The organism is Rhizobium sp. GCM10022189 (genome assembly GCF_042656325.1).
In the GTDB taxonomy this organism is placed as follows: domain Bacteria; phylum Pseudomonadota; class Alphaproteobacteria; order Rhizobiales; family Rhizobiaceae; genus Rhizobium.
This window is the reverse complement of the sequence record NZ_JBHSOR010000051.1, coordinates 32,015-58,733: the sequence shown is the minus strand read 5'-3', so window position 1 is coordinate 58,733 and position 26,719 is coordinate 32,015. Positions and strand designations below refer to the sequence as shown.

At 60.5% G+C, this 26,719-nt stretch carries 21 protein-coding genes and 1 pseudogene; 14 read left to right on the top strand and 8 right to left on the bottom strand.

Annotation, left to right across the window (positions count from 1 at the left end):
• The 5 genes from ACFPWW_RS26075 to ACFPWW_RS26055 form a co-directional block, all read left to right on the top strand.
• On the top strand, positions 1-775 hold a 775-nt coding region (locus ACFPWW_RS26075; RefSeq protein ID WP_377313921.1), incomplete at its 5' end, for an IS3 family transposase.
• Between the two features lie 188 nt (positions 776-963).
• Positions 964-1,449 (top strand): DUF305 domain-containing protein, encoded by a 486-nt coding sequence (locus tag ACFPWW_RS26070; RefSeq protein WP_112759057.1) that lies wholly within the window; start codon positions 964-966, stop codon positions 1,447-1,449.
• Between the two features lie 12 nt (positions 1,450-1,461).
• Positions 1,462-2,913: a YncE family protein gene (locus ACFPWW_RS26065; RefSeq protein WP_377313919.1), complete on the top strand. Its 1,452-nt coding sequence runs from the start codon at positions 1,462-1,464 to the stop codon at positions 2,911-2,913.
• Between the two features lie 59 nt (positions 2,914-2,972).
• On the top strand, positions 2,973-3,500 hold the full coding sequence (locus tag ACFPWW_RS26060; protein ID WP_377313917.1) for an RNA polymerase sigma factor: 528 nt from the start codon (positions 2,973-2,975) through the stop codon (positions 3,498-3,500).
• Positions 3,497-4,273, top strand: coding sequence for an anti-sigma factor family protein (locus ACFPWW_RS26055; protein WP_377313915.1), 777 nt, complete (start codon positions 3,497-3,499; stop codon positions 4,271-4,273). Before ACFPWW_RS26060 ends, ACFPWW_RS26055 begins: the two co-directional genes overlap by 4 nt.
• Before the next feature lie 71 nt (positions 4,274-4,344).
• Here the strand turns inward: ACFPWW_RS26055 and ACFPWW_RS26050 are convergent, their stop codons facing one another.
• From ACFPWW_RS26050 to ACFPWW_RS26025, 6 genes are all read right to left on the bottom strand, one after another.
• Positions 4,345-5,991, bottom strand: coding sequence for a GNAT family N-acetyltransferase (locus ACFPWW_RS26050; protein ID WP_377313913.1), 1,647 nt, complete (start codon positions 5,989-5,991; stop codon positions 4,345-4,347).
• Between the two features lie 137 nt (positions 5,992-6,128).
• On the bottom strand, positions 6,129-6,617 hold the full coding sequence (locus tag ACFPWW_RS26045; RefSeq protein ID WP_112572599.1) for a hypothetical protein: 489 nt from the start codon (positions 6,615-6,617) through the stop codon (positions 6,129-6,131).
• Positions 6,618-6,697: 80 nt separating this feature from the next.
• Entirely contained in the window at positions 6,698-8,044 is a 1,347-nt protein-coding gene (locus ACFPWW_RS26040; protein ID WP_377313911.1) for an HlyD family type I secretion periplasmic adaptor subunit, read from the bottom strand.
• 5 nt (positions 8,045-8,049) lie between these two features.
• Positions 8,050-10,338 carry a type I secretion system permease/ATPase gene (locus tag ACFPWW_RS26035; protein WP_377313909.1) on the bottom strand — a complete coding sequence of 763 codons (2,289 nt, stop codon included), beginning with the start codon at positions 10,336-10,338 and terminating at the stop codon, positions 8,050-8,052.
• A gap of 25 nt (positions 10,339-10,363) precedes the next feature.
• Positions 10,364-12,421, bottom strand: a complete 2,058-nt coding sequence (locus tag ACFPWW_RS26030) for a hypothetical protein (RefSeq protein ID WP_377313907.1) — start codon at positions 12,419-12,421, stop codon at positions 10,364-10,366.
• Positions 12,422-12,558: 137 nt separating this feature from the next.
• Positions 12,559-13,560 (bottom strand): fibrinogen-binding protein, encoded by a 1,002-nt coding sequence (locus tag ACFPWW_RS26025; protein WP_112564814.1) that lies wholly within the window; start codon positions 13,558-13,560, stop codon positions 12,559-12,561.
• Positions 13,561-14,418: 858 nt separating this feature from the next.
• Between ACFPWW_RS26025 and ACFPWW_RS26020 the strand changes: the two genes are divergently transcribed.
• Positions 14,419-15,201: a helix-turn-helix transcriptional regulator gene (locus tag ACFPWW_RS26020; RefSeq protein ID WP_377313905.1), complete on the top strand. Its 783-nt coding sequence runs from the start codon at positions 14,419-14,421 to the stop codon at positions 15,199-15,201.
• A 4-nt stretch (positions 15,202-15,205) separates the two neighbouring features.
• On the opposite strand, the gene ACFPWW_RS26015 is transcribed toward ACFPWW_RS26020, so the two are convergent.
• Entirely contained in the window at positions 15,206-15,526 is a 321-nt protein-coding gene (locus ACFPWW_RS26015) for a hypothetical protein (RefSeq protein ID WP_377313903.1), read from the bottom strand.
• Between the two features lie 374 nt (positions 15,527-15,900).
• Between ACFPWW_RS26015 and ACFPWW_RS26010 the strand changes: the two genes are divergently transcribed.
• From ACFPWW_RS26010 to ACFPWW_RS25990, 5 genes and pseudogenes are all read left to right on the top strand, one after another.
• Positions 15,901-16,923: a UDP-glucuronic acid decarboxylase family protein gene (locus ACFPWW_RS26010; RefSeq protein WP_112759058.1), complete on the top strand. Its 1,023-nt coding sequence runs from the start codon at positions 15,901-15,903 to the stop codon at positions 16,921-16,923.
• Position 16,924: 1 nt separating this feature from the next.
• Complete coding sequence (gene galE / locus ACFPWW_RS26005; protein WP_377313901.1) at positions 16,925-17,908, top strand: UDP-glucose 4-epimerase GalE; 984 nt, start codon at positions 16,925-16,927, stop codon at positions 17,906-17,908.
• Complete coding sequence (locus ACFPWW_RS26000; protein ID WP_377313899.1) at positions 17,905-19,788, top strand: glycosyltransferase family 2 protein; 1,884 nt, start codon at positions 17,905-17,907, stop codon at positions 19,786-19,788. The genes galE and ACFPWW_RS26000 overlap by 4 nt, the downstream gene beginning before the upstream one ends.
• Before the next feature lie 10 nt (positions 19,789-19,798).
• A pseudogene (locus tag ACFPWW_RS25995) lies at positions 19,799-20,322 on the top strand (DUF995 domain-containing protein); the annotation flags it as partial.
• A 7-nt stretch (positions 20,323-20,329) separates the two neighbouring features.
• Positions 20,330-21,289 carry a glycoside hydrolase family 26 protein gene (locus ACFPWW_RS25990; protein ID WP_377313897.1) on the top strand — a complete coding sequence of 320 codons (960 nt, stop codon included), beginning with the start codon at positions 20,330-20,332 and terminating at the stop codon, positions 21,287-21,289.
• Positions 21,290-21,370: 81 nt separating this feature from the next.
• Here ACFPWW_RS25990 and ACFPWW_RS25985 read toward each other — a convergent pair whose 3' ends face one another.
• Positions 21,371-22,654: an ABC transporter substrate-binding protein gene (locus ACFPWW_RS25985; RefSeq protein ID WP_112759062.1), complete on the bottom strand. Its 1,284-nt coding sequence runs from the start codon at positions 22,652-22,654 to the stop codon at positions 21,371-21,373.
• 157 nt (positions 22,655-22,811) lie between these two features.
• On the opposite strand from ACFPWW_RS25985, the gene ACFPWW_RS25980 reads away from it, so the two are divergent.
• From ACFPWW_RS25980 to ACFPWW_RS25970, 3 genes are read left to right on the top strand one after another with little or no spacing between them, the layout of a single operon-like run.
• On the top strand, positions 22,812-23,840 hold the full coding sequence (locus tag ACFPWW_RS25980; RefSeq protein WP_377313895.1) for a LacI family DNA-binding transcriptional regulator: 1,029 nt from the start codon (positions 22,812-22,814) through the stop codon (positions 23,838-23,840).
• Between the two features lie 9 nt (positions 23,841-23,849).
• A complete protein-coding gene (locus ACFPWW_RS25975) occupies positions 23,850-25,706 on the top strand; it encodes a DUF2264 domain-containing protein (protein ID WP_377313893.1) in 1,857 nt (618 codons plus the stop codon).
• Positions 25,703-26,713 (top strand): hydroxyacid dehydrogenase, encoded by a 1,011-nt coding sequence (locus tag ACFPWW_RS25970; protein WP_377313891.1) that lies wholly within the window; start codon positions 25,703-25,705, stop codon positions 26,711-26,713. Before ACFPWW_RS25975 ends, ACFPWW_RS25970 begins: the two co-directional genes overlap by 4 nt.
• Positions 26,714-26,719: the final 6 nt, after the last annotated feature.

The window sequence follows — 26,719 nt, the reverse complement described above, 5'->3', positions numbered from 1 at the left end:
GAAGGCGCTGGCGCATGAACGCCGCCGCTTTGGATATCGACGCCTTCATGTGCTGCTCAGGCGTGAGGGTCACCTTGTGAACCACAAGCGGCTCTTCCGGCTCTATCGGGAGGAGAAGCTGACAGTGCGCAAACGTGGCGGTCGGAAGCGAGCGATCGGGACACGAGCGCCAATGCTGATCCCGCTTGCCCTCAATGATCGTTGGTCGCTGGACTTCGTCTCGGATCAACTCACTGACGGACGCAGGTTCCGAGTGCTTACGGTCGTGGACGATTGCACCAGGGAGTGCCTGGCACTCATCGCCGATACCTCACTTTCCGGTCTTCGGGTTGCCCGTGAGCTTGACCGGATCATCGAGGCGCGTGGCAAGCCAAAGATGATCGTCAGCGGCAATGGCAGCGAGTTCACCAGCAACGCGATCCTGCAATGGACGGACCGGACCAAGGTGGAATGGCACTACATCGCACCCGGCAAGCCGATCCAGAACGCCTTCATCGAAAGCTTCAATGGGCGGCTGCGAGATGAACTCTTGAATGAGACCCTCTTCTCGTCACTGACGCACGCTCGATCAGCGCTTTCAAACTGGCGCCGCGATTACAACGATCATCGACCGCATTCCGGCCTCGGCTGGCTGACACCTGCCGAGTTCGCTCAGACCATCAACCCGCGACGTGATGCGGTGCTGCGCAGCCGGAATGGCTCCGCACCGCAACCCGCCGCTACCGCCCCGAACACAGCAACCCAGAACCGCTGGAGCGAACTCAAAACCGGATAAAACTTGGGGGCAAGGTCACCGGTAAACAAGCCCGCATCCCTGCAAGTTTCTTGTGGTCTCCAACTCAGTGAAACCAGCAGGTTGCAAAGAAAAAGCGCGTCCGAGAACGAAAAGCGGAACCGGCCGGAATAAAACGACAGCTCCGTTGTCCACGTTCATGAAACCGCTCTGCATGAAAGGGAGCCCCCATGAACGTGCCTCCCCGAAAGGGATTATTTCCGCTGGCAGCAACGATCTTCGTGATCCTGTCCGCCTCAGCCCTTGCCGACGATCCGGCGTCGCATCAACACGCGCCCGCCTCGCCCACGGACGAGACGCCGTTCCTGGCGGAAAACGATGCGGCTATGACGAAGATGATGAACGATATGGCGGTCAGGCCAACAGGCGACGTCAACAGGGATTTCGTCGAGATGATGATCCCCCATCATCAGGGCGCGATCGACATGGCGCAGGCCTATCTGCGCTACGGCAGCAACGAGCAGCTCAAGCGCATCGCCCAGGAAATCATCGTCGATCAGCAACAGGAAATCGCCGCGATGCGTCTGTCGCTTGGCGATCCGCTTCCGCCTTCGGCTCCGGCGCCGACCCAGGTTTCCCCGCAGAACTCTCTCCCCTCCGGCGCCGGCATGTCGATGATGCCGACGATGGATCCGAACATGAAAATGGGCAATTGAAAGGACCCTGTCATGAAGTCCAGCCTCCTCGTTCTCAGCCTTCTCGCCGGCACGATACTGGCGCCCGCCGCAAGTTTTGCCGGCCAGGCGCCGGGTGCTGCCTCCGATCCGGATATTCCGGTCAGCAGCAAGGATCGTGTCTATGCGGCCGAACAATTCTCCAACACGGTTTCGGTCACCGATCCGTCCACCAACAAGCTGCTCGGCGTCATCCGTCTCGGCGATCCGCAGCCGGGCAATCTGAGCCCGCTCTATCGTGGACAGGTCCTGGTTCACGGCATGGGCTTTTCGCCGGATCACAGGACGCTGGCCGTCGTTTCGATCGGCTCGAATTCGGTGACGTTCATCGACACGGCAACCAATGCCGTAAAACACACGACCTATGTGGGGCGCTCGCCGCATGAAGCGTTTTTTACGCCGGATGGCAGCGAGGTCTGGGTCACGGTTCGCGGCGAGGATTACATCTCCGTCATCGACGCGCATACCTATGAGGAGAAGCTGCAGATCAAGGTGCCGGCCGGGCCGGGCATGCAGATCTTCTCGCCGGACGGCAAATACGGCTACGTCTGCTCTTCGTTCAACCCGGAAACCGTCGTCGTTTCCGTCGCCGATCACCAGATCGTCGGCCACATCAAGCAGGAAAGCCCCTTCTGCCCCAATATTGCCGCGACGCCCGATGGCAAGCAGGTCTGGTTCACCCTGAAGGATATCGGCAAGACGCAGGTCTTCAACGCCGAGGCGCCTTTCGATCTGATCAAGACGATCGATACCGGACCGATCACCAACCATGTCAACATCGTTCACAACGCCAACGGCGATTTTGCCTACATTACCGTTGGCGGCCTCAACCAGGTGAAGGTCTATCGCACGGACAATTTCGAGCAGGTCGCGACGATCCCCGTCGGCAATCTTCCGCACGGTGTCTGGCCATCAGGCGATGGTACGCGCGTCTATGTGGGGCTCGAAAACGCCGACGCACTCGCAGCGATCGATACGCTGACAAACAAGGTGATCGCCACGATACCGATCGGCCAGGCTCCGCAGGCCGTCAACTATGTTCCGGATGCGGTGCCTGAGGGCAATGGCATGGAGAACCTTCAGCCGCTCGGCATCGCCGGCCAGGTGGCGCATCTTGCCCTGCGCGCGCCGAAGTCGGAAGGCGTTGCGCCAACGAGCGTCTCCCTTTTCGATCAGGGTCTGTCGCAGGTGCTGCAGGCATCCGTGACGGGGCTGGAGCCCAGGAAGCCTTACATTCTTGCGCTCTCCACCCGGGCCGACGGTACGGGCGATCTTCAGCCTCTGGCATCGTTCATGACGAATCCGGCCGGCTCGGCGATCGTCAACGCCGTCGGTCCGATCAGGCAGATCGTCCAAAGCAGCGAGAAGGCCGAGCGCCGCTATCTCGTCGTCGCCCTGGCGGGTCAAAAAGGACCGGGCGAAGTCGTCCAGATCGAAGCGAAGTAAATCCCTTCCGCCCGCCGCCTGTGCTAGGGTGGCGGGCGAAGCTCCTGAAGGTAAGCCTCATGAGTGACATTCTGCAGCTTGTCGAACCGATGATCCCCGCACTCCGCCGCTACGCGCGCGGCTTGCTGAAAGACGTAACGGCCGCCGACGATCTCGTTCAGGATTGCCTGGAGCGGGTTATTGCCCATTGGCATCATCGCCGAAACGACGATCCGCGCACCTGGATCTTCGCTATCCTTCATAATCTAGCGGTCAACCGGTTGAAACGGACGGCACGCCGCGGCGAACATCTGCCCTTCGAGAAGGTGGATGAACGCGTTCTTGCCCGGCAGCCGACGCAGGAAGACAATCTGATGAGCCGCGACATCCTTCAGGCGCTGGAGCAGCTTCCCGAGGAGCAGCGCAGCGTGCTGCTGCTGGTATCGGTCGAGGATCTGTCCTATTCGCAGACGGCGGAAGTGCTGGCCATCCCGATCGGCACCGTCATGTCGCGCCTGTCGCGAGCGCGCGAGCGGTTGCGGCAGATATTGGAGAACCCGGGCAAGGCAGCACAGGGGCCGGCGGCCCATCTTCGGAGAGTAAAATGAGCGTAAAACCGATCACCGAGGATGATCTTCACGGATTTGTTGACGGTGCGCTGGACGAAACGCGCGAAGCCGAGGTTTCCGCCTATCTCGAGACGCATCCCGAAATCGCTGCGCGAATTGACGGCTACGGCAGGCAGCGGCTCGATCTGCGGGCTGCGCTCAACCCGGTTGCAGACGAGCCAGTTCCGAGCCGGCTGAACCTGAGCCATCTGATGGAAGTGCGCAAGCAGAGCAGGCTCCCCGTCTGGCGTATGGCGGCGGCCGCTGTCGTTCTCCTTGTCGCCGGCGGTTCCGGCGGCTGGATGCTGCATGGCATGTACAGGCAGCCGGGCGAGGGCATGGTGGCGCTGGCCAACGAGGCAACCGACAGTTTCGCCACCTATGCATCTGACAGGATGAGGCCGGTCGAAATCCGCGCCGACAATATGGCCGAGCTTGTCGACTGGGCGACGGCGCGCATGGGCCGCAAACCGATCCTGCCGGACCTTTCCAACTCGGGCTATCGTCTGATGGGCGGCAGAATGATCTCGACGGCGCATGGCGCCGGATTGATGCTGATGTATGACGACGATCGCGGAACGCGGCTCGTCATGCTGACGCGCCCCATGCTCGTTGATCAGAATAGACCTATGGCGCCGCATGAGCAGGGCAATGTCGAGGGCTGGAGCTGGGCGTCGGGCGGCATGGGCTATAGTCTCGTCGGCGCCCTGCCGGCCGATCGTTTGCATCCGATTGCCGACGATATCAGGCTGCAGACCGAGACCGGTGCCTGAATTTTCCGCCGATGCATGCCGCGCAAAGGGCGCATGCCGCCCTGCGGCAACGATGGCGTGAAACGAAAATTTCAGTGCATGCGGGGGCGGCGTTTCTCGCCGCCGCGCTTTCGTGGCAATCCCATCATGCCTTCGGGAATCTGTTCGTCGGCTGCCAGTGCCGCATTATGCTGGCGTAGACGCTCGAGCGCCACCGAAGCAAGCTGGCTGTAGGGAACGGCAGCCGGATCGTCGGTATGGATATCCTGGATCGCCGCAAGAACCGCCTCCGCTTGTGCAAGGCGGCGCGTTGCGATGAGGGCGACCCCTTCCTTGTAGCGCGCCTGCACCGCATGGGGCGCCTGCTCGCCGATGCGGCGGAAGGTCACGATCGCATCCTCATAGAGTTTCAGCGCCAGTTGCGTATCGCCAAGGCGAAGTGCGATCGGCAATGGCTCGGCCGCGCGCTCCAGCAGCGACTGATAGGCGGCAAGGGCCTCGGTCAGCTTTCCCCGGTCGAACAGCAGGTTGGCAAGGCCGAATTCGGCGCCGGTATGGCCGGGCGAGGACTGCAGAACCTGGGTGAAGACGATCTCCGCTTTCCCCTTTTCCCCTTTCTGATACATGTCGAGCGCCTGCTTGTAGACATAGTTGACGCTGCGCGGATGCAGGACGCCGCCGAGGTTGCGTCCGTCGCGAGTCCTGAAGAGCGTATAGCTGATCCGCCGCTCGTCGGCGCCGAACACATATTTGTACGGTTCGTTTCCGCGCAGGAAATCGTAGGCCCGGAAGCCCGCCTCGATCGCCCGGCGGATGCAGTATCCGTGCAGCACAAGGCCGGGAGACGGCGTCTTCCAGTTCTCGTCCCGGCCGGTGATATAAAAGAGGATCGTTTTCTTCGGGCGGTCGATGATGTTGGCGAGCGCGCCGAGCGGCTGTTCGCCCAACCAGAAGACCGGGACCTCGAGCGTGCCGCTCTTGAAACAGTCCATCAGCATTTCGCGGGTGGAATTGATGAGCCGCTCGGTCCGCTCCGGTCCTTTGCGCTCCGTCCATCGCTTGCGCCAGAAATCGAAGAGAATCGTGAGGTCCCGGTCGATGGTTGCGGGCGTCGCCATGGTAATCCGGTAGCCTTCGTCGCCATCGAGCTTGCGCAGGAAGCGGCGCAGCTTCTGGCGCGTCTGGCTGCTCATCTTCTGCTCCAGATAGTCGTCCCAGCTTCCCGGCAGGAAGACGACCGGGCAGATCGTATTGTCGATATTGTCCGGGCTGGTCGGGGCGTTGTCACGGAACATGACGAGCGGCCCCTGCAGGGCCAGGATCATCTTTTCCCGCCGCTCCGGCGGCCCGTTGAAATGCTCCAGCCGGAGATGCGTCCAGTTCTGCTGCTTGAGGTATGCGGCAAAGCCGTCAATGGCTTTCTGTTCGTAGCCGGGCATGACGATGAAACCGGTATAATCGGCCGAATAGTTTCCGCCCATGACGATTTCGTCGTAGAAAAGCCCGCTCTGGGCATCGAGTTTCGTGAGCAATCTCAGGGGTAGGAATGCGACATAAGGAGCGTCCGGCTCCCGCTCGCGCAGCGCCAGGATGAACCAGCGGCCACGATGCCCGAGAAAGTCTCTCAGCCATGTCCAGGAAAGGAAATGCTGGGCGTCCGGATCGTCCCTGTAGACCTGATCCCAGTTGTCGCGGACGGCGTCGATGCCGGCTACGGTATCAATGATATCGATGCGCATGCCCCCTCCCAATACCCCATACGTAATTCGGGAGATTCCAGTCTAATGAGAAACATCGATCTTCAAATAAACCGTCCGGGTGATTCCTTCAGTCGAAATGGGATTAGCCCAGGGAAGCCGGTTTCGGCCGCCCGAAACTAGAGCGCGACAATTCGCGGGCTTGCGTGGATGAAGGTCCAGAGCGCCTTGCTGATATTGACGATCTCGCCAATGGATTTCTCCAGAAGCTCCATCTCGCGGTCGTCCATCTGTTCGATCTTGCCGTAGCGGATTTCCTTCTCGTCCTCGACGAGCCGCATGAGCTGCGTGCTGGAGATTTCGCCCTTCTCGTCGAAGGAATAGATGCAGTGATTGTACTTGTTGCGCATCTTCGATTCCTTCTTCAGGCGCGACATGGCCGAAAGAACGGCCTTGCGGTCCGCAGCTGGCGTCGAAGGAAGCTTTGCCAGGCGCTCGACAAGATCGATGCGTGCGCGTGTCGTGTTGAGCGTCAGGAACACCACCACCGCCGCTTCCTTCTCGACCTTGAGAAGGTGGGCGATAATATAGATCAGCAGACTTTCTGTATTCGTCCAGACATAGTTCAACCGGCCGACCATCAATAAAACATCCGACATGGCCGGCATGTTGAACTCCCTAGGCTCAACGTTGATGATACCTGGACTATATCAGATCAGTTCGGTGAACGCCTCAGTCATTTCTGCGCTCAGCGTTCCTTGAAGGCGCGGGACATGCTGTCGGCAACCGGCTTGCTCAGATATTCGAAGAAGGTGCGCTCCGAGGTCTGGATCAGCACCTCGGCCGGCATGCCGGGAACCGGGTGGAAGTTGTGAATGCGGGCAATTTCGCTGTCCGGGATCTGCACGCGCACGATGTAGACGTCTTTCACCGACAGACCGGTATTTTCCTCGACCGAGTCTGCCGAAACATAGAAAACCTTTCCTTCGAGAACCGGCGTGGTGCGTCTGTTGAGGGCCGTGAGGCGGATTGCGGCCGTCTGTCCCTCGTGAAGCTGGTCGATGGAGGTACGCAATACCTGCGCCTCCAAGATCAGCGGCACATGAGCCGGCAGAATTTCCATGATCGGCTTTCCGGTGGTGATGACGCCGCCGGCGGTGTGATAGTAGGAGCGGACGACCGTGCCCGACACGGGCGAACGGATGATCGTGCGTTCCAGGACGCCGGCTGCTTCCCTTGCCTGTTCGCGGACGCTGTCGAGATCGGATTCGGCCGTCTCCAAGGCATCGAGTGCTGCCTGCTTGTTGGAGTTGACGGCGATGACCGCTTCCTGGCGGAATTTGGCGATTTCCGCTTCGCTTTCGTTGAGCTCGCCGTTAAGGCGCGAAATATCCCCCATCGCATCGGCAATGGCGCGCTCGATGGCCAGAAGATCGGTCTTGCGCATATAGCCGACCTTGACCAGCCTTTCCTTGGAGTCCCGCTCGTCCGACAGCAGCGCCAGCTGCCGCTCGAAGGATTCGCGCTGCCCCTTGTACCCGTCGAAACGGTATTCCAGCGACTTGATGTTCTTCTCGATGAGGTTCAGCTGTTCCTCGAGCTTGATCCGTTTGCTGTGGAAGACGATGTTCTGGCTCTGGATAATGGCGTTGACGTCCGGATCGCTTGCCTCGGCCATGACGATCTCGGGAATTTTGAACTCGCTTGCCCCCTGCGCTTCTGCCCTCAGCCGCGCCACAACGGTTTCCAGGCGCAGGCGCCTCAGGTTCAACATGCGTTCGTTGGTCAGGGCGGCGGTCTGGTCGAGCGTCAGCAGCACGTCGCCTTCCTTGACGCTTGCGCCTTCGCCGACCATCATTTCCTTGATGATGCCGCCTTCCAGGTGCTGGACCACCTTGTTGTTGCCGGTGGCCACGAAGCTGCCCTGGGCGATGATCGCCGAGGCGAGCGGCGCGGTTGCCGCCCAATATCCGAAACCGCCAAACGAAGCGAAAAGCACCGTCAGGCCGATCATGCTGTGAAAGCGGATCGACCGCGGCACGTCGCCATACCATTCGAGCTGCGGGCCGGCTGTTTCCTGTTTCTTCTTGCCCATGGCCGTTACCCTTCGATACGCGGGGCTTGCTGGCCGTTGCGGCCATTGCCCTTGGAAATTGCTTGCAGCACTTCCATACGTTCGCCGAACATGGCGACCGTGCCGTCCTTAAGCACCATGATCTTGTCCACGCATTGCAGAAGTGCCGGGCGCTGCGTGATCGTCACGGTCGTGATCCCCTGTTTCTTGGCGTGGATCAGTGCTTTTGCGAGCGCTGCTTCGCCCTGGGTGTCGAGGTTGGAATTGGGCTCGTCGAGCACGACGAACTTCGGATCGCCGAAGAAGGCGCGGGCCAGCGCGATGCGCTGCTTCTGGCCGCCCGAAAGCGGCGCCCCGTCGGAAGCCACGACGGTCTCGTAGCCCTGGGGGAAGCCTGCGATCAGCTCGTGTACGTCGGCAAGGACGGCCGCCTCGTAGATCTGCCGGTCTTCGACGTCGTCGCGCATGCGGCAGATATTGGCCTTGATGGTGCCCGGAAACAGCTGCACGTCCTGCGGCAGATAGCCGATGCTTTCCCCGAACTGCCGCTGGTCCCAGTTGCGCAGATCCATGAGGTCGAGGCGTACATTGCCCGAGGTCGGCAGGATCGAGCCCACCAGCATCTTGCCGAGCGTCGTCTTACCGGAGCCGGAATTGCCGATGATCGCCAGCGATTCCCCCTTCTTCAGCGAGAAGGAAATGCCGTTCAGGATCACCTTCTTCTGCGGCGGCGGAACGAAGAGGATCCGTTCCACGTCCAGCCGTCCTTCCGGGTTGGGAAGACGCAGCCGCGGAAAATTGAGCGGCGAGTTCAAAAGCAGGTTCTTGATGCGGCCGTAAGCTGCGATCGATCGGTTAAACTGGTGCCAGCCTTCGATGGCTCCTTCGATCGGGGCCAGCGCGCGGCCGGAAATGATCGAGGCCGCGATGACCATGCCGCCGGTCAGCTCTCCCGACAGCGACAGATGTGCGCCCCAGCCGAGAAGCCCGATCTGCGTGATCATGCGGCAGGCTTTGGAAACGCCCGTAAAGATGATGTTCCGGTCCTGTGCCTGCACATGCGATTTCAGCGAGCCGGCGGTTTCCCGGCCCCACATTTTCACCGCCTCGGGAATCATCGCGAGCGCGTTGATGATCTGCGAATTGCGCGACATGGAATCGAGATGGAAGTTCGCGCGGCTGAGATAGCTGTTGGATTCGGCGAATTGTTTGGCCGTGAATTTCTGGTTCAGGAAAGCGATTACGAACAGCACCGCACAGCAGACCATGATGATGATGCCGAGATGCGGATGCACCAGGTAGACCACGATCACGAAAAGCGGCATCAGCGGCGCGTCGAGGAAGGCGATCAGCGTGCCTGACGTCAGGAAGCTTCGCAGAAGCTGAAGGTCCTGCAGGATCTGGTAGTCCTTGCCGTTCCCGTGCAGCGAGGCGCGCGCCGCCGCGCTCAGGATCGGGGCGCCCAGCTGGACCTCCAGTTCCACGGCGGTTCGCATCAGGATGAAGCGTCGGACGGAATCCAGGAAGGCCTGTATCAGGACAGCCCCCACCACCACGATCGAAAGCATCACCAGCGTGTCGATGGAGCGGCTGGTCAGGACGCGGTCGGAAATCTGGAAGAGGTAGAGCGGGATGGCCAGCAGCAGCACGTTGATCGCGATCGTAAAGACCATCACGATGGCGAGGTTGCGCCTGATGACGGCAATGCCGCGCGCAAGGCTCAAGGCGAAATTCACCGGCTCGCTGCGCTTGTGGAAGCCGCTGGCTCCGCCGCCGCCCCCGCCCCCGCCTCCGCCGAAGTCCGGCTCCTTGCCGCCCCCGCCTCCGCCGCCAGCGCGCAGGCGGCGCTCGTTCTCCTTCACCGGACCGGTGTCGCCCTCGATCGTCCTGGCGAAGGGAATGTCCGGTTTGGCCTTGAGCTCGTCGGCCTCATCGGGCGCCCGCCGTGCCTGAAGGTCTGGTGCCGCCCGCAATTCCTCGGTGGACTGCGGCCGTATTTCCGGCTCTGCGGCACTGACCGCAGGCATGTCGTGGCCGGAAAGCGGCCTGTCGGATCGCATGGTCGGTGTCACGGCTTGCACTTCATCCATTTTTTCCTCAGCGACAGCCTCGACAGCCTCGACAGCCTCGATTTCAGGCGGGCAGGAAGGTGCCGCGCGCGTCAACTGGCGAAGATGATCCACGGCGTCGTCGATGGCCGAAACGCAGGCCTGCGTCAGGACCTCCTGCGAATTCGCCGCTCCCGGCGATGGCTTCTCGCCACCCAGGTCGAGCGCGCTGCCATTGGCAAAAATCTGTTTCGAGATCTGATTCATCGCGGTCTCTCCCAAGATACGCAGGTCACGCGACCACGGCTTGCATTACATCCGAGGGGTGGGCGGAGGACCATGACGGATCCTGCCCGCTATTGATGACGGCGTCGCCGTTATCAGCGCCTTGGGGACTGTCGTCATCGAGAAAGGCGATGACTTCATTGGCAAGCCTTTCGCCTGCCGTTTCGGGCTGGGTCGTGTCGTGCTCGATGATCCCGCCCTGAATGAGAATGGCGTCGGAATAGAGCTGACCGGCAACATAGGTTGTGTTGCCGAAGCTGTCATAATCGACGATTTCAGCGATGTTGGCGACGGTATTGCTGCCCGTATCGATCGTGACCACGGCATCCTGGGCATTTTCCAGAAGCTCGGCCGCGGCTTGGGTCACATCGTCGGAATCTCCGAGCACCGCGACCTGCTTGATGATCGTCATGTCGAAGAGGTTGCCGGTGATATAGAGAACGTTGAGGCCGAGATAGCCCTGGAAATTGACATCGGTGGACAAGCCCTGCGGCATTGTCGGATCGCGATCCTGGATGCCCTCTTCTGCCTGGTGCATGTAGTCGGGCATCGTCTCGAAGCGGTCGTTGGCCCCGACATTGTGGATCGCCGCGAAATTCCAGATGAGATTGTCGCCGGACTGGACGGTGGCATCCCCCTCCGCGCCGTCTTCGGCGCGCGCCCAGTCGTTGTCGTAGAGAAGTGAAATCTGCGTGATGCTGTTGATGTCGTAGACGCTGCCGCCGACGATGATGAGGTCGTATTGCAGGCCCATTTCGAAGAACGACGAGAAATTCAGCGTTGTATTGCCGCCGGTCAGAACGGTGGCTTGCGACCCGCTCGTCGTAACGGTCATGGTGTCGTTGTCGCTGACGAAATGATACTGCTCGATCCAGTTTACGAAGGTTACGTCGCCCTCGATGACGCTGACACGCCAGGCCATCGGAAAGATGGGATCGCCCTGCGCATCGACCATTGTCTGCGGCTGGGGCGCTTCGTACGCATCGCGTTCGAAGCTGGCGATATTGTAGGCAGCGGTTGCGGCGCCCGCGTTCGAATCGGCGGAGGACTGGAACACCGAGGCGATGTCGTCATTGTTGCTGTAGGCGTAGACCTGCGTGATGGCGTCGATCTGGTGATAATCGCCCATGACAGCCGTTACGGAAGAGATCACCGCAGTGTTGACGACGGACGCTATGTTTGCGACGAGGTTTGCGCCGGCAGTGACCTCCAGGCTGCTCGAAGCCGGGTCGTGCTGCTCGACGGATGTCTGGCTTTCGTCCGGGTCTTCGGGCGGTTGGGCAAGACCGCGGTCCGGCAAGAGATCGTCCAGCACCGGAACCTCGGAAACGAGCTTGCCGTTCATGTAGGTTCCGGTGATCTCGTCGCCCGCCAGCACGAAATCGTGCACCTGGTCATTTGGATTGTCCGCCGGCGGCTCACCCGTGCCGAGCGATGTCTGGCCGGAAGCCTCCTTATCCTGGATATAGGCTTCCATGTCCGCGGCGATCTGCTTGATCCCCTCGTGGGTGTCGGTTCTGTGCAGATCGGAAAAGGGAGAGAATATCTCGACCTTCGAACTGAATTCGGCCAGTTTTTCCGTGACGAAGCTCGTATCGCGCGGGGCATGATGCCCGTCGGTCATGTCGAGATAGTCGTCGTCGTAGAGAACGTTGACCTGCGTGGTGTATCCGATCACCGATCCGGGACCATCGAAAACCTGCAGTTCTTCTTCGTCCTCGATGTTGATGTCCTGCGGACTGCCGAAACGTGGCAGCGGTACGTCGCGGTGGGCGATTTCGGACAGTTTGTCGAGGCTTTCCTCGAAGGAACTGCCGAACCGGCGCGGACCGCCATAGACGATGTCGTAACTTACGCTGCGGTAGTTGACGTCGGGATCGTAGTCTTTGAGCGCGAGATCGGAAGCGAATGCCGGGCTTCTGGCGGTCAGGTCGTCGAGCGTCGGATTGTTTTCGGCAGGACCGGCTCCCTCGGTCAATTCTGTGCGCAGCCGCATCTCTTCGGTCATCGTTTCGAATATGCCGATGAAATGGGCGATGATTTCTGAGAATTTCTCGATTTGCATTGCCTTGGCCCTCCCTACCGAAGAAACGACCGGCCATGCGACGTCCTTCTGCGGGAGCCGCGCTGTTCGTCAATTCGTACGCAAGCATTCAAACTGCACCGGCCGAAGCCGGTGCAGTCCTTTCTTGGTCTTGGAGGTTATTGTCCGCTGGTATCTTCGCCGACGTCGGAGGCGTGCGAGTTGCCGCCGATGACGCTGGAGTCCACAGCGTTGCTGAGCATGTTCGCGCCCTGCACGAGTTCCAGATGGAAGCCCGAATTGGCGAGGATTGCAGAAGCATCTGCCGTCGAAGTGCCTGCGACGTCGTCGCCTGCCTTGAGATCCCAGCCCTTGCCGTCCATGTCGACGCCGTCAGCACCATGCGCGGTGCCTGCATTCGCGCTCAGCTGGTTCTGAGCGCCGGCGTTGTCCATCTTGACGTTCCAGGCCTCATCCTGGTCTGCGAGATGGTTTGCCTGCACGATGCTGAAGCCGGTATCGTTGCCTGCACCGTTCAGCGAATCGTTGAGAATGTTGTTGACGTCGAGCGTGAAGGAGAAGTCGTCGCCGATATTGAAGGTAAGGTCATGGCCGGCCACGCCGAGGTTCCCGAAGTCCTTGACATCCTCGATAACGGCGAAGTCCGTGTCCGTCTTGTTGAAGCTGTCGCTGGTGTTGTAGCTGTCCGTGGTCGTCTTGGTGTCGGTATCGGTGACGGTCTTGATGTCGGTATCGATATCGGTGTCGGTCTTGGTGGTCGTTTCCGTATCCGTGACCGTCTTGATGTCGACGTCGTCGTCGCTGTACGACTTGGCGTCATAGCTCCAGTCGTAATCCGACTTCGTGGTTGTGGTCGTGTCGTTGTCGTTGATCGTGGTCGTCTTGGTGTTCGTGTCGTCGTCCGACTTGTAGCTCCAGTCGTATTCGTTGTCGCGGTTGTCGCCGTTGTCGGTCTTCACGTCGAGATCGATATCGGCCTTGACGTCGACGTCCGTGCTGTTGTCGGTGTTGTTGCGATTGTCGCCGTTGGCGATGCCGCCGACATAGCCCGTGGAATCGTCATCGATATCGGTTGAATTGATGGCGCTGGAAAGGCCGTCGGCCAACGCGCCTACCTTCACGGTGTCGTCATCGGAACCGTGCTTGGGGTCATAAGACATTGCTGTTCCTCCAAAAAATTGGAGCAGCTTTCGAAGTCCCTCTCATCTCAAATGGGATCTTTGCTCGCGCTTGCTCCAATACGTTAACATCGGCAGATGGACGCGGTACCTCTTCATCTGCAGTTCATTGCGATTTGTTGTCCAAATTCTGTATTGGGACTGTGCTTAAGCAGTACAAAGGCGCACAGATCCGATCCCGGACTCGTTTTGAGCGCGAGCAAGGCAGTTCAACTTCTTTTTGAGTTCCCTCGAAAGAAGACCAAGTATCAAAAACACATGCCGATACTTGATTTTCACGTCGCCACTTTGGCAACCGTCATAGATTGGTGCAAAAATCCGGGTCCCGATAGATATCAATTCGGGCTAAGGCATCTGAAAGCCGGTTCAATACTGTAATTAAGCCCATGCCGGCTCGAAGGCCCGGCGGAAGCCGTTTACGAATTCGGGAGTGCCTCGCAAACCGGCAGCTCCGACTGTTTGCGATACCGCGAAGTTAAGCCCGGAAGGTTCTCCGTCTTATTTTGAAATATCGTCTGGCAATACCACTTCGATTTCGTATGTCCCGAACTAATACATGCTGCTTTATACCGAAATCTAGTTGAAATACCGCCCGCCAGGATGTTTCTGGTCGGAAATGCAACCATAAAGTGGCAAAAAATAAATAGAAGTTCCTGACAACTAACCCATTTGGGCCATTTCTTTCCTTTGAAATCCATATTACCATAATTAAGAAATGCCTAAAAGATAAGGCGGCCACATGCCTAGGGGCAATGTTCGTCGGCATGTAATACCCGTCATCGCGCCAATGGGAGTAGATGCTCCGAGTTTGAGTATAGTGTAGCGCTAGGGGAGGCGTATATGTTCATGGTTGGGTCGGAAGTAGGAGATTCGGATCAGGCAAGAAGACTGAGCCCGAACGGGGAAACAGTCCTGGTAATCGCCAAGGCGGATCTGTTCTCGGAGTGCATGGTTGAGGCACTCGCAAAGAAATTCCCGAATTTCGATGTCGTAAGCGTATCGAGCGCGCAGTCCATATCCGAGAAGGATATTCAGGATATGCGGCTTGTCCTTTTCTATCACGTCACCGGCGCCGAGTTGCATGATGCGCTGCAGGTCGTTCGCGAAAACCGTCCGGACGCATCGATCGGCCTCGTCGTCGAAGCCATCGACATGATGGAGCCCTATATCAGCCGCCTTGTCGAGGCGCGTGTCGTCGATGGCGTCCTGCCGCTCAACCTGCGCCTGGATGTCTTCATGGCGGCAATCGATTTGCTGATGAAGGGCGGCGAACATTTTCCATCCGCACTTTTAGGCCGTCTGTCCAATCGGGCGACGGCCCAGCTCGAGCCCTCGCTGTACCAGACCAAGTCCGTCGATGCAGCGCGCGCCAATGCCCTGAAGCTTCGCCGCAACAGCATGGCGGCCCTGACCACGCGCGAGGTGCAGATCCTCGACCTTATCTGTAAGGGCACGCAGAACAAGATTATCGCCGACAAGCTTCACCTGTCCGAAAACACGGTGAAGGTCCACGTCCGCAATATCTACAAGAAGATGAATGTGAGAAATCGCACGGAAGCGGCCTCGCGTTTCTTCAACGACACGTCGGACAACGGCGAACTCTCCGGCAGGTGGCCGCACTAGGCCATCAATCCGTCCGGGACGTGCGGGCAAAGCAGCGCGATTTCTGGCCGAACCCACTCGGCGAGCAAATGTACGGCGCGGAACCGGGATAGATCGCGGCGCTCACTTTCGCCGGCGCAGTCTTTGGTTCGGCGGCATCGGGGAAGTCCTTCGCGGCACGTGGCGCACTTGCCACAACGATGTTCTTCTCCGTGCTGCCTACGATCGCCGGATCGACGACCGCACATGACATCGGTCCGAAAGCCGAGAGAACGACCGTCGCCGCCAAAACCAGAGAGCTGAAACCGCATGGCGCTCTGCCATGCATGCGATCGTCAGCCGTCATCGAAGAACCCCCTATATCATCAGGGCAATTGCGACGCGCCCTCGCACAGCACTGGCCGGCCACGTCCCTAAACTGGCTTCATCGACTGAAGCAGGAGCGGTCGGACTGAGGCTTGGCACCATAGTCGTTGAGGGGGATTAATCAAGAGAATTCCAAAGTTTAATACTGTAGCTATTTAGAATTGCTCTAGCGTTTTCAAGTTGACCTGACCTGATATCCTCCTATCATTTTGACCATGGGTGCAACTATCCGAAGAATAGCCAGGGTGGTTATTTGATCGATACTACTTCACGTTGAAGTTATCGAGGCGGAAGAAGGGGGAGCCTAAAGTATAGAAGGGTCTAAAAGACCACACCACATGGGAAGGATTTGTAATGCGTAGCTTCATTCCCACCGAAGGACATTCAGGATCTGCGTCCGCATCGCCGCGACAGCGGTCAAAGACCGTGCTGGTCAACGGCGGCGCCGGTTTCCTGGGTTCGCATCTTTGCGAGCGACTTCTCGAGCGCGGCCACGAGGTCATCTGTCTCGACAATTTCTACACCGGTCGCCGCGTCAATATCGAGCATCTGCTGGCGAATACCCGTTTCAGGCTTTTGGAACATGACGTGCGCCAGCCCTATGATGTCGAGGCCTCCGTCATCTTCAATTTTGCGTCGCCGGCTTCACCGCCGGATTATCAGCGTGATCCTGTCGGCACCTTGCTGACCAATGTGCTCGGTGCCGTCAACACGCTCGATGCGGCGCGCCGCACCGGCGCAACGGTCGTCCAGTCCTCGACTTCGGAAGTCTATGGGGATCCGCACGAGAATCCGCAGCGAGAAACCTATTTCGGCAACGTCAACCCGATTGGTCCGCGCGGGTGCTACGACGAGGGCAAGCGATCGGCCGAAACCCTGTTCTTCGACTATCACCGCAAATATGGCGTCGATATCAAGGTCGGCCGGATCTTCAACACCTATGGCCCGCGTATGCGCCTTGATGACGGGCGGGTCGTATCCAACTTCATCGTCCAGGCGCTCTCCGACGCGGACATCACCATCTACGGCGACGGCAGGCAGACGCGCTCCTTCTGCTATGTCGATGATCTCGTCGATGGGTTCCTGCGTTTCGCCGAGGCCGGTGAGCACTGTGTCGGTCCGATCAATCTCGGCAATCCGGCGGAGATCACGGTGCGCGATCTGGCCGAAATCGTCCTCGATCTGACCAATTCGCGCTCGCGCATCATTTACCTGCCGGCCGTGGCAGACGATCCGCAGCAGCGCCGGCCGGACATTTCCAAAGCCAGGGAAACGCTGAACTGGTGGCCGACGACGGAGTTGAAGGCCGGGCTCAAGCGCACGATAGCCTATTTCGATGCGCTGCTGACCTGCCGACAAGTGGTGGAGGCACTATGAGATGCCCCGCTACATCCTGGTTACGGGTGGCGCCGGCTTCATCGGCAGCCACATCTGCAAGGCGCTTGCGCGTGCCGGCATGGTTCCGGTCACTTACGACAATCTTTCCACCGGGCATATCGATAGCGTCCGGTGGGGGCCGCTGATCCAGGCCGACATCGCCGACGGCGCGAGGCTGCGGCAGGTCATGGCCGCCTATTCGCCGGATTGTGTCATCCATTGCGGTGCCAATGCCTATGTCGGCGAATCCGTCGAAAAGCCGAGCGTCTATTATCGCAACAACGTCATCGGCAGCCTGTCGCTGCTGGACGCCTGCCTCGACTGCAATATCGACAGGATCGTCTTTTCCAGCAGCTGCGCGACCTACGGCATCCCGGAAATGTTGCCGATCAGCGAGAAAACGCCGCAACAGCCGGTCAGTCCCTATGGCAGGACCAAGCTGATCTTCGAAATGGCGCTGGAGGACTATGCTGCCGCTTATGGCATCCGTTTTGCCGCACTCCGTTACTTCAACGCCGCAGGCGCCGATCCGGAAGGCCAGCTTGCCGAGCGGCACTATCCCGAAACCCATCTGATCCCGCGTGCGCTTCTTGCCGCAAGCGGCCGGATCGAGAGCCTCGATGTTTTCGGCACCGACTATCCGACGGAAGATGGCACCTGCGTCAGGGACTATATTCATGTCAGCGATCTCGCCGAGGCGCATCTTGCCGCCGTTCGCCACCTTCTGGTTGGCGGCAATTCCCTCAGCCTCAATCTGGGTTCGGGCCGCGGCACGTCGGTCGGCGAGATCCTCCGGGCCGTCAGGCGGAAGACCGGCCATAAAGTGCCGATCCGTTGCCAGCCGCGCCGCGCTGGCGATCCGCCCGTGCTTTTCGCCGATACGAAAAGGGCTTGCCTGGAATTGGACTTCGTGCCGACGCTTTCGGATATCGACACGATCATCCGCACGGCCGGCCCGACCTTCGGACTGGAGGTGATCGCATGAGCGCCGGAGCCGGAATCGGTCGAACATATCGGTCTTCCGCAGCCGGATCCCGGATGTTCGAGCCCGTCTTTGCCGGCTGGAACCGGGCCGCCTACGGCCTTGGCATCGCCGGCTGGCTGGCAGCGCTTGCCTACTTCTGGCTCTGGTGGGTCGAGCCGACGCACGTCGTTTCATGGCCGGCATTCCTGCTCGTCACCCTCGTCCTTGCCTGGATCACTCTGGTGCCGGCCTATTTCATCCTGATTTTTCTGGACGCAAGGCAGGTCGGATCGTCCGCCGGCCTGCCGCAGGGCCGCGTCGCCATGGTGGTTACCAAGGCGCCGTCGGAACCCTTCGCCGTCCTGCGCAAAACGCTTCTTGCCATGCTCGATCAGAAGGGTGTCGAGTTCGATGTCTGGCTTGCCGACGAAGATCCGTCCGAGGAAACGAGGAGGTGGTGCGGGCAGCACGGCATCATGATCTCGACACGCAAGGGTGTGAGCGAATATCACCGCGCCACCTGGCCGCGCCGCACGCGCTGCAAGGAAGGTAATCTCGCCTATTTCTACGATCACTTCGGCTACGAACGCTATGACTTCGTCGCTCAGTTCGACGCCGATCATGTTCCGACGCCGACCTATCTTCGCGAAGTCCTGCGACCCTTCTCCGATCCCGAAGTGGGCTATGTCTCGGCACCCAGCATCTGTGATGCCAATGCGGCCGAAAGCTGGGCCGCCCGCGGCAGGCTCTATGCGGAAGCAAGCCTGCATGGCTCGCTGCAGGCGGGATACAATAATGGCTGGGCGCCGCTTTGCATCGGCTCGCACTATGCCGTTCGCACGGCGGCCTTGAGGCAGATCGGCGGGCTCGGCCCCGAGCTCGCCGAAGATCATTCGACCACGCTGATGATGAATGCCGGTGGCTGGCGTGGCGTCCATGCGGTCAATGCCATCGCCCATGGCGATGGGCCGGCGACATTCGTCGATCTGGTCGTGCAGGAATTCCAGTGGTCGCGCAGCCTGGTGACGATCCTCCTGCAGCATTCTCGCCGCCATGTCGCCCGGCTGCCGCTGAAGCTGAAGTTCCAGTTCCTGTTTTCGCAGCTCTGGTATCCGCTGTTTTCAGCTTTCATGGCCCTGACGTTCATGCTGCCGGTCGCGGCCCTGCTCACGGGGCATGTCTTCGTCAACGTCACCTATCCGGCATTCCTGTTGCACTCGCTGCCGCTGTCGCTCGCACTGACGGCATTCGCCGTCTTCTGGCGCGCGTCGGGCACATTCCGGCCACACGACGCGAAGCTTTTCGGCTGGGAAGGTGTCGTTTTCATCCTGCTGCGCTGGCCCTGGTCGCTTGCCGGCAGCCTCGCCGCGCTGCGCGATCACATGACCGGCTCCTTCGTCGATTTCCGTATCACCCCGAAGGGTGATCAGGGCGCGCGCAAACTACCGGCGCGGATCATCGCACCATACATTGCGCTGGCAGGCATTTGTGCCGCGGCCATGGCTTTTGCTGCCGATGGCGATGCCGCGCATGGCTTCCAGATCTTCGCGGCGATCAACCTGTCGATTTATCTGTCGCTCGCAATCCTGGTTGTCGTCCGTCACGCCGCCGAGAACGGTCAGCCCCTCTTGCCGCAGGCATACGGCCTGCGCCTTGCCGCTGCGGGCGGTCTCGTTGCCTGCCTGGTCGGCGGAGCGCAGCTCGGCAACCATGGGCTGGTTGCCATGGAAGCGCTTTCCCACGGCCAGCCGTTTGTCACCTTTACCCGGTCGCAATTTGCTGTGGCGGGCGCGGGGCTCGGCGGCGGCAAGACCAGGATCGTGAAATTCCGTCTCAAATGGCACGGTTTTGCCGACCTTGGCCGGGAGCGAAGGGATGTTGGGGAGAGCAGAAATGCGTGAGGAGGACAAAATGAGCATGACGACACGATTGACGGGAGGAGTGCTGGCTCTGTGCCTTAGCCTTATCCTGCCGGCGGGCGCACTGGCCGCAGAAAAGAAGAAAGCACCGGTGCCGGTGCCGCTGAGCGCCGGCGAACTCTACGGGATCTACGCCAACAAGACCTGGATCTGGAATACGGGCGGCGGTCGTTTCTTTGGCGAGGGCAGGCATTTCGTCGCCTGGGTCGACAATGGCGGCAAACAGTCTTTCGCCGAAGGCCGTTGGGTCGTCGACGATTTCGGCCAGATGTGCATGCGCGCGACCTGGACCAACAATGAGGGGGCGGCACGTGCCAGTACCTGCTTCGGCCACCGCAAGATCGGCAATACGATCTATCAGCGGCGTCAGCCGAGCGGGGACTGGTACGTGTTCCGGCACGCTTCCACGAAAACCGACGATGAGTTCCGGAAGCTGGTTCCGGCAGACACGGTGAGCCTGAAAGCCAAAGAGCTGAAACAGGTTCTCGTGACCAACAGGTAAGCCGAAGGGGAGGGCAAGACCATGAAAACCCTGGCGAAGAAAATCTCGACGGCAGCAATCGCGTTGCTTCTGTTCGGCGCTGCCGACCTGTCGCACCGAAGCGCGGCGCAGAACGCCATCGCCCCCGTGAATACGGCTGCGCAAACGATCGCCGACAAACGACCGGTCATTCACGCCGGCGGCATCCGGTTTGGCGCCTACGACCCGCATGGAGATTTCGGCGCGCAGCAGAACGTAACGACGGAGCACCTTTTCCTTCCATGGGAAGATGTCGATCTCGAAACGCTGCGTGTCGCGGACGCCTATGCGCTGGCGAGGGGCCGCAACCTGCTGATCACGGTGGAACCCTGGTCGTGGGATGTGGACTGGCGGCTGACGTCAGCTGAACTTCGCCGGAAGCTGTTCCGCGGTGAATACGACGCGAACATGCGGGCGATTGCCAGGTTGATCGCCCAGCTGCAAAGCCCGGTCATCGTCCGCTGGGGACAGGAAATGGAAGACGATTCCGGCCGCTTTTCGTGGTCCGGCTGGAATCCTGCCGACTATATAGCCGCCTACAGGCGCATGATGGATATCGTGCGGCAGGAAGCGCCCAAGACGAAACTCATGTGGTCGCCGAAGGGAAAGCCTGGCCTCAATGCCTATTATCCCGGCGATACCTATGTCGACTTTGTCGGCCTATCGGTTTTCGGCCTGGAGCCTTACGACCGGATCGTTCACAACGGCCCGCGGACGTTTGCCGAGGCGCTGAGGCCGGGATACGACCTTGTCGCCCGGTATCACAAGCCGGTCTGGGTGGCCGAGCTCGGCTATGAAGGCAGTGACGGATACGTCAAACCGTGGATGGAAACGGCGACGCTGAGGCAGGGCGATTTTCCCGAACTGCAGGAAGTCGTCTACTTCAACGACCGCGACGTGCATGCATGGCCGTTCAATCTCGGCCGGCCCGACTGGCGGGTCGTTGACGATGCCAGCAACTGAGCTGGCGTACTGAATGCGCTGGGGTTGCCGAAAGGGAAAGGCCCGCCGATGGCGGGCCGCAATTCGTCGTGCAGGATATGATTAACCCCTGATGGTCGCCTTGCCGGTCTCGACAAGCTGCTGGGCGGCATCTGCCACCGAGATACGTTCGAAGGCGAGTTCGTCGCAGGTCGGACGAAGCACCCGCTGGTCGAATTCGGTGGAACCCATCGGAGCCGGCGGCGGATACTCGCCCACCTGATCCTTGAGCAAGGTAATGTACTTGACAGTCTCTTGCTCCGTCGGGTTGAGCTGCGGCAGAATGGCTTCCCGCACCACCGGCGACATCGGCACGCCGCGTTCTACGCCAAGGATCTTGCCGGCTTCCGGATCGTTGACGAAGAAGCTGATGAACTTTGCGGCTTCTTCACCCTGCTTGGTCGTGGCGCCCACGCTCCAGATCAGTCCCGGACGATAATAGTGGCCCGACGGGCCGCCCTTCTTCTCGCGCGGCAACATAGCAATACCGAGCTTGTTCTTGATGACCAGCTGATAGCCGACCATCTGGTTGGAATAGGCCATGCTGATGGCCGATTTACCAAGTGTGAGGCAGTTCGTGTCGATGTTGTTCTGGTCCAGCGTCTGCACGTCGGCAGCAACGGTGCCGCCGGCCTTGCGCAGCTTATCCCAGTAATCGAACCATTCCTTGGCGTCGTCGACCGTGAAGCCGAGGGTCGGGCTTTCCTTGGCATAGAGGCTCTTGCCGCGCTGGCGCAGCCAGGCGTCGAAGACGTAGGTGTAACGGGCTGCGAAAGGACCGGGCTTGCCGCCGGATTTCCCGAGCTCCACGGCGAGCTTGGCATATTCCTCCCAGGTAAGATCGGGCGTCGGCGCCGGAATGCCGGCCTTTTCGAATGCGGCCGTGTCATAGAACATCGCGAAGGAATTAAGGCCGAGGCCGACGCCGTAGAGCTTGCCGTCCACTGTTGTCAGTTTCAGCATGTCGGCGCCGAAATCGTCGACCTTCAGCGTCGAAGGCACGAATTGATCGAGCGCCAGGCAGGCGCCGCGTTTGGAATAATCGGAAATCGTGCCCGGCTCGAGTTGGAAGACGTCGGCAATCGAGCGGCCGGCCATCTGTGTCGCAAGCTTCGTCCAGTAGCCGTCACCGGCCAGCGATTCACCGACGATTGTGACGCCAGGCGTCTTGGACTGGTAGAGCTTGGCGACATCGAGCGTGCGCTTGGCGCGGTCGTTCGAGCCCCACCACATGGCACGAAGCGAAACGTCCTCGGCAAAAGCGGGGGTCGCGCTGCCGGCGCCGAAGGCGAGGCCGGCCGCGGCACCTGCGGTTCCCATCAAGAATGAACGGCGATTGACCTGCATTGATTTCCTCCTTTGTCCAATGCCCGGTGCCATCCTCCAATGGTCTTTCCGGGCGTCTCGGCGTAGAGTACGCAAAAAATTTCTCTTTGCAAGAAATTATGATTGTCTTGCAAATTTGCATGATTTGCATAATCTTTGCCGTATGGATGAGATCAAAATGAACGAGACCAAGAGCAAAAGGCCACGCCAGGCCGATATCGCCAGTCTGGCCGGTGTATCCGTTTCCACGGTCTCGCGGGTGCTCGCCAACGAGCCCGGCATCAGTGAAAACGTGCGGCGGCACATCCTGAAGGTCGCTGCCGAGCACGGCTATCCGGTTAAGACCGTGTCGGAAAGCGTGCCAGGCGGGCTTGCCCTGATTGCCAGTGACGGGGCGACCGGCGGCCTCAGCGTCTTCTACGAATCGATCGTCGAGGGTCTTCGTGCCGGTGCTGCCGAGGCAAGCATGCCCTTCGAGGTGCGGCTCGTGCGTGAGGACCGCACCACGCCCGACGTCGTCGGCGAATATATGCAGACGGCGGATGCCGAAGGACTGTTCCTCGTCGGCATCGATCCCAGCGATACGCTGCGGGCCTGGCTGGAAGAAACGGGAACGCCGACAGTGCTCGTCAACGGTACCGATCCGCGCCTGCGTCTCGACGGTGTTTCGCCCTCCAATTTCTTCGGCGCCTACGAGGCGACGAGCCGGCTCACGAAAGCCGGGCATCGCCGTATCCTGCATCTCACCGGCTCCCACCGCCACACGATCCGCGAGCGCGTGCGGGGCTTCGAGGCGGCGATTGCCGCGGTGCCCGGTGCCGAAGGCCGGCTCGTACCGCTTACCTTCCAGGGCAGCGCCAGCCGCGAGGCGCATGAGCGCACGCTCGCGATGCTCGCCGAGGATCCGGGATATACGGCAGCTTTCTGCATGAATGATTTCATTGCCGTCGGCGTTCTCGAAGCCGTTACCGAAGCGGGCCGTCGTGTTCCCGAGGATTTTGCGATCGTCGGCTTCGACGACCTGCCCTGCGCGGTCATGACCAATCCCCGGCTTTCCACCATGCGCGTCGACCGCGCAGCCCTTGGCCGCGAGGCCGTCTCCCTGATGCTCTCCCGCTACCGCGACAGGACCGCTCCCGCCCGCCATATCTGCCAGGCGGTCGTTCCCGTTGCCGGAGGCACCGTTCCCGATACAGACAAGCTGTGAGTGATGCCGATGACCTATGATCCCGCCAGCGCAAACCCGCTTGCAGGCAATCCGCTGAAGACGCGCGCCGACATGATCCGTGCCGTCAACGACCTCTTCGACCCGCTGCTGCCCTTCTTCTCCGAGGGCAGCGCTCGCGTTCGCCTCGATGGCGCCGGCGCCCATTTCGACCGGGCCGCTGCCGATCTCGAAGGCTTTGCCCGTCCGCTATGGGGTCTTGCGCCGCTCGGCGCCGGCAGGAACGCTTTCGATCACTGGCACCGCTTTGCCGAAGGCCTGGCCAATGGCTGCGATCCGGCTCATCCCGAATATTGGGGCACGGTCAACGCCCGCGACCAGCGCATGGTGGAACTCGCCGCTCTCGGTTTTGCCCTGGCGCTGGTGCCCGACAAGATCTGGGAACCGCTCGACAGCCGCGCCCGTGACAATGTCATCGCCTATTTCAAGCACGTCCGGCAGTTCGACTATGCCGACAACAACTGGAAATTCTTCCGCATCTTCGTCGATATCGCGCTCGACCGTCTCGGAGCTGATTTCGACCGCAGCCTGACCAGGCAATATCTCGAGGAACTCGAAGGTTTCTATATCGGCGACGGCTGGTATCGCGACGGCAATATCCGCCGCATCGACCACTACATTCCCTTCGCCATGCATTTCTACGGGCTGATCTATTCGAAGCTGGTCGATGACGACTATGCCAGGCGCTATCGCGAGCGCGCCGTGCTCTTCGCCAGGGATTTCCGCCACTGGTTTGCGCCCGATGGCGCGACAATACCCTTCGGCCGCAGCCTCACCTATCGTTTCGCCTGTGCCGGTTTCTGGTCGGCGCTTGCCTTCGCCGATCTCGAGGCATTGCCCTGGGGCGAGGTCAAGCATCTCTGCCTGGAGCATCTGCGCTGGTGGCGGGACAAGCCGATCGCCAGCCACGACGGCGTTCTCTCCATCGGCTTCGGCTATCCGAACCTCCTGATGTCCGAGAGCTACAATTCTGCCGGCTCGCCCTATTGGGCCTTCAAGGCCTTCCTGCCGCTCGCCATTCCGGAGGATCATCCTTTCTGGCTCGCGCAGGAGAAGGCACCGGAGCCGGTGCCGGATGTCGTTCCGCAGCGTCATCCCGGCATGGTGGTCATGCGCGCCGGCAATGATGTCGTGGCGCTGTCTTCGGGGCAGGAAAACCTGCAAATGCGCTTCGGCACGGAGAAATACGCAAAATTCGCCTATTCTGCCCGCTACGGTTTCAGCGTCGAGGCCGACGAGCGCGCTTTCGCATTGGCTGCCTTCGATTCGGCACTCGCCTTCAGCGACGACGGGCTGCATTACCGTGTCCGGGAAACGAACGAGGAAGCGAAGATCGCCGGCGACATCCTTTATTCCAGATGGTCGGCCTTCAAGGACGTGAAGGTCGAAACCTGGCTGGTGCCATCGGCGCCGTGGCATATCCGCGTTCACCGTATTGCGACGCCGCGCCCGCTGCAGACGGCGGAAGGCGGCTTTGCGATTGCCAAACGCGATCTCGATGCGGATACGCTTTCAGCCGCCGAAGGCTCGGCCCATGCGATCGGCGAAGCGGATTTCACCGGCATCGTCGATCTTGGTTCCTCGATCAAGCGAAACGGCCTTGTCCAGAAGGCGCTGCCGAATACCAACCTGATCGTTTCCAAAACGCTCGTGCCCCAGCTCCGCGGCGAGATTCCGGCTGGCGAAACGATCCTGGTCACGGCTGCGCTCGCGTTGAACGATCCGGCTGCCGTATCGGGCGTTTGGTCCACGCCGCCCAAGGCTCCCGATCTCGTTGCGCTCCGGAAGCTGGTCAGCGAAAAGGGCGTGACCGTCAGCGCCATCGAAGCGCCGGGACACATGCCATGAGCCGTCCTGCCATCGTCCTCGCCATGCAGCCTTCCCGTACGGAGCATGTGCTGCCCGAGACGATCCTTCGCCGGCTGGATGGCGTCGGGCGCCTGCTGGATGCCGAGCCGCTCGAGCACTTTGACGACGAGCGGGCGAAACGCCTTCTTTCCGAGGCGGAAATCCTGATCACCGGCTGGGGAGCGCCCTATGTCGGCCATGAGGTTCTGACGCTTGCTCCGAAGTTGAAGCTCGTGGCTCATGCGGCAGGAACGGTGAAGGGCATCGTCGATGCCGGCATATTTGAAGCCGGCATCGCCGTCAGTCATGCGGCCGAGGCCAATGCCGTTCCCGTTGCCGAATTCACGCTGGCCGCGATCATCTTCGCCGGCAAACATGTCTTCCGCTTTCGCGACCTTTATGTCGCCGACCGCCATCGTGATCGGACCTACCCGATGCAGCGGGAAGCCATCGGCAATTATCGCCGCACGGTCGGCATTATCGGCGCCTCGCGCATCGGGCGCCGTGTCATCGATCTGCTGAAGCCCTTCGACTATCAGGTGCTGCTCTTCGATCCGACAGTCGATGCTGAGCAGGCACGCGCAATGGGCGCGCAGAAGGTGGAGCACGACGAGCTCATGCGCGGATCGGATATCGTCTCCGTCCACGCGCCGTCGCTGCCGTCTACCCGGCACATGATCGATGCGTCGAAGCTGGGCCTGATGAAGGATGGCGCGACGCTCATCAATACGGCCCGTGGCGCGCTGATTGATGAGAATGCTCTGCTGGCCGTGCTGAAAACGGGCCGTATCGACGCCGTCATCGATGTGACCGATCCCGAAATACCGGGACCGGGTTCGGCATTCTACGACCTGCCCAACGTCTTTCTGACGCCGCATATCGCCGGCGCGGTCGGCCTGGAGCGCACCCGCCTCGGCGAAATGGCGGCGGACGAGGTCGAGCGCTTCATCAAGGGCGAGCCTCTTCTCTACGGGCTCACCCTCGAAAGCCTGGAAAATACCGCCTGAGGCCTC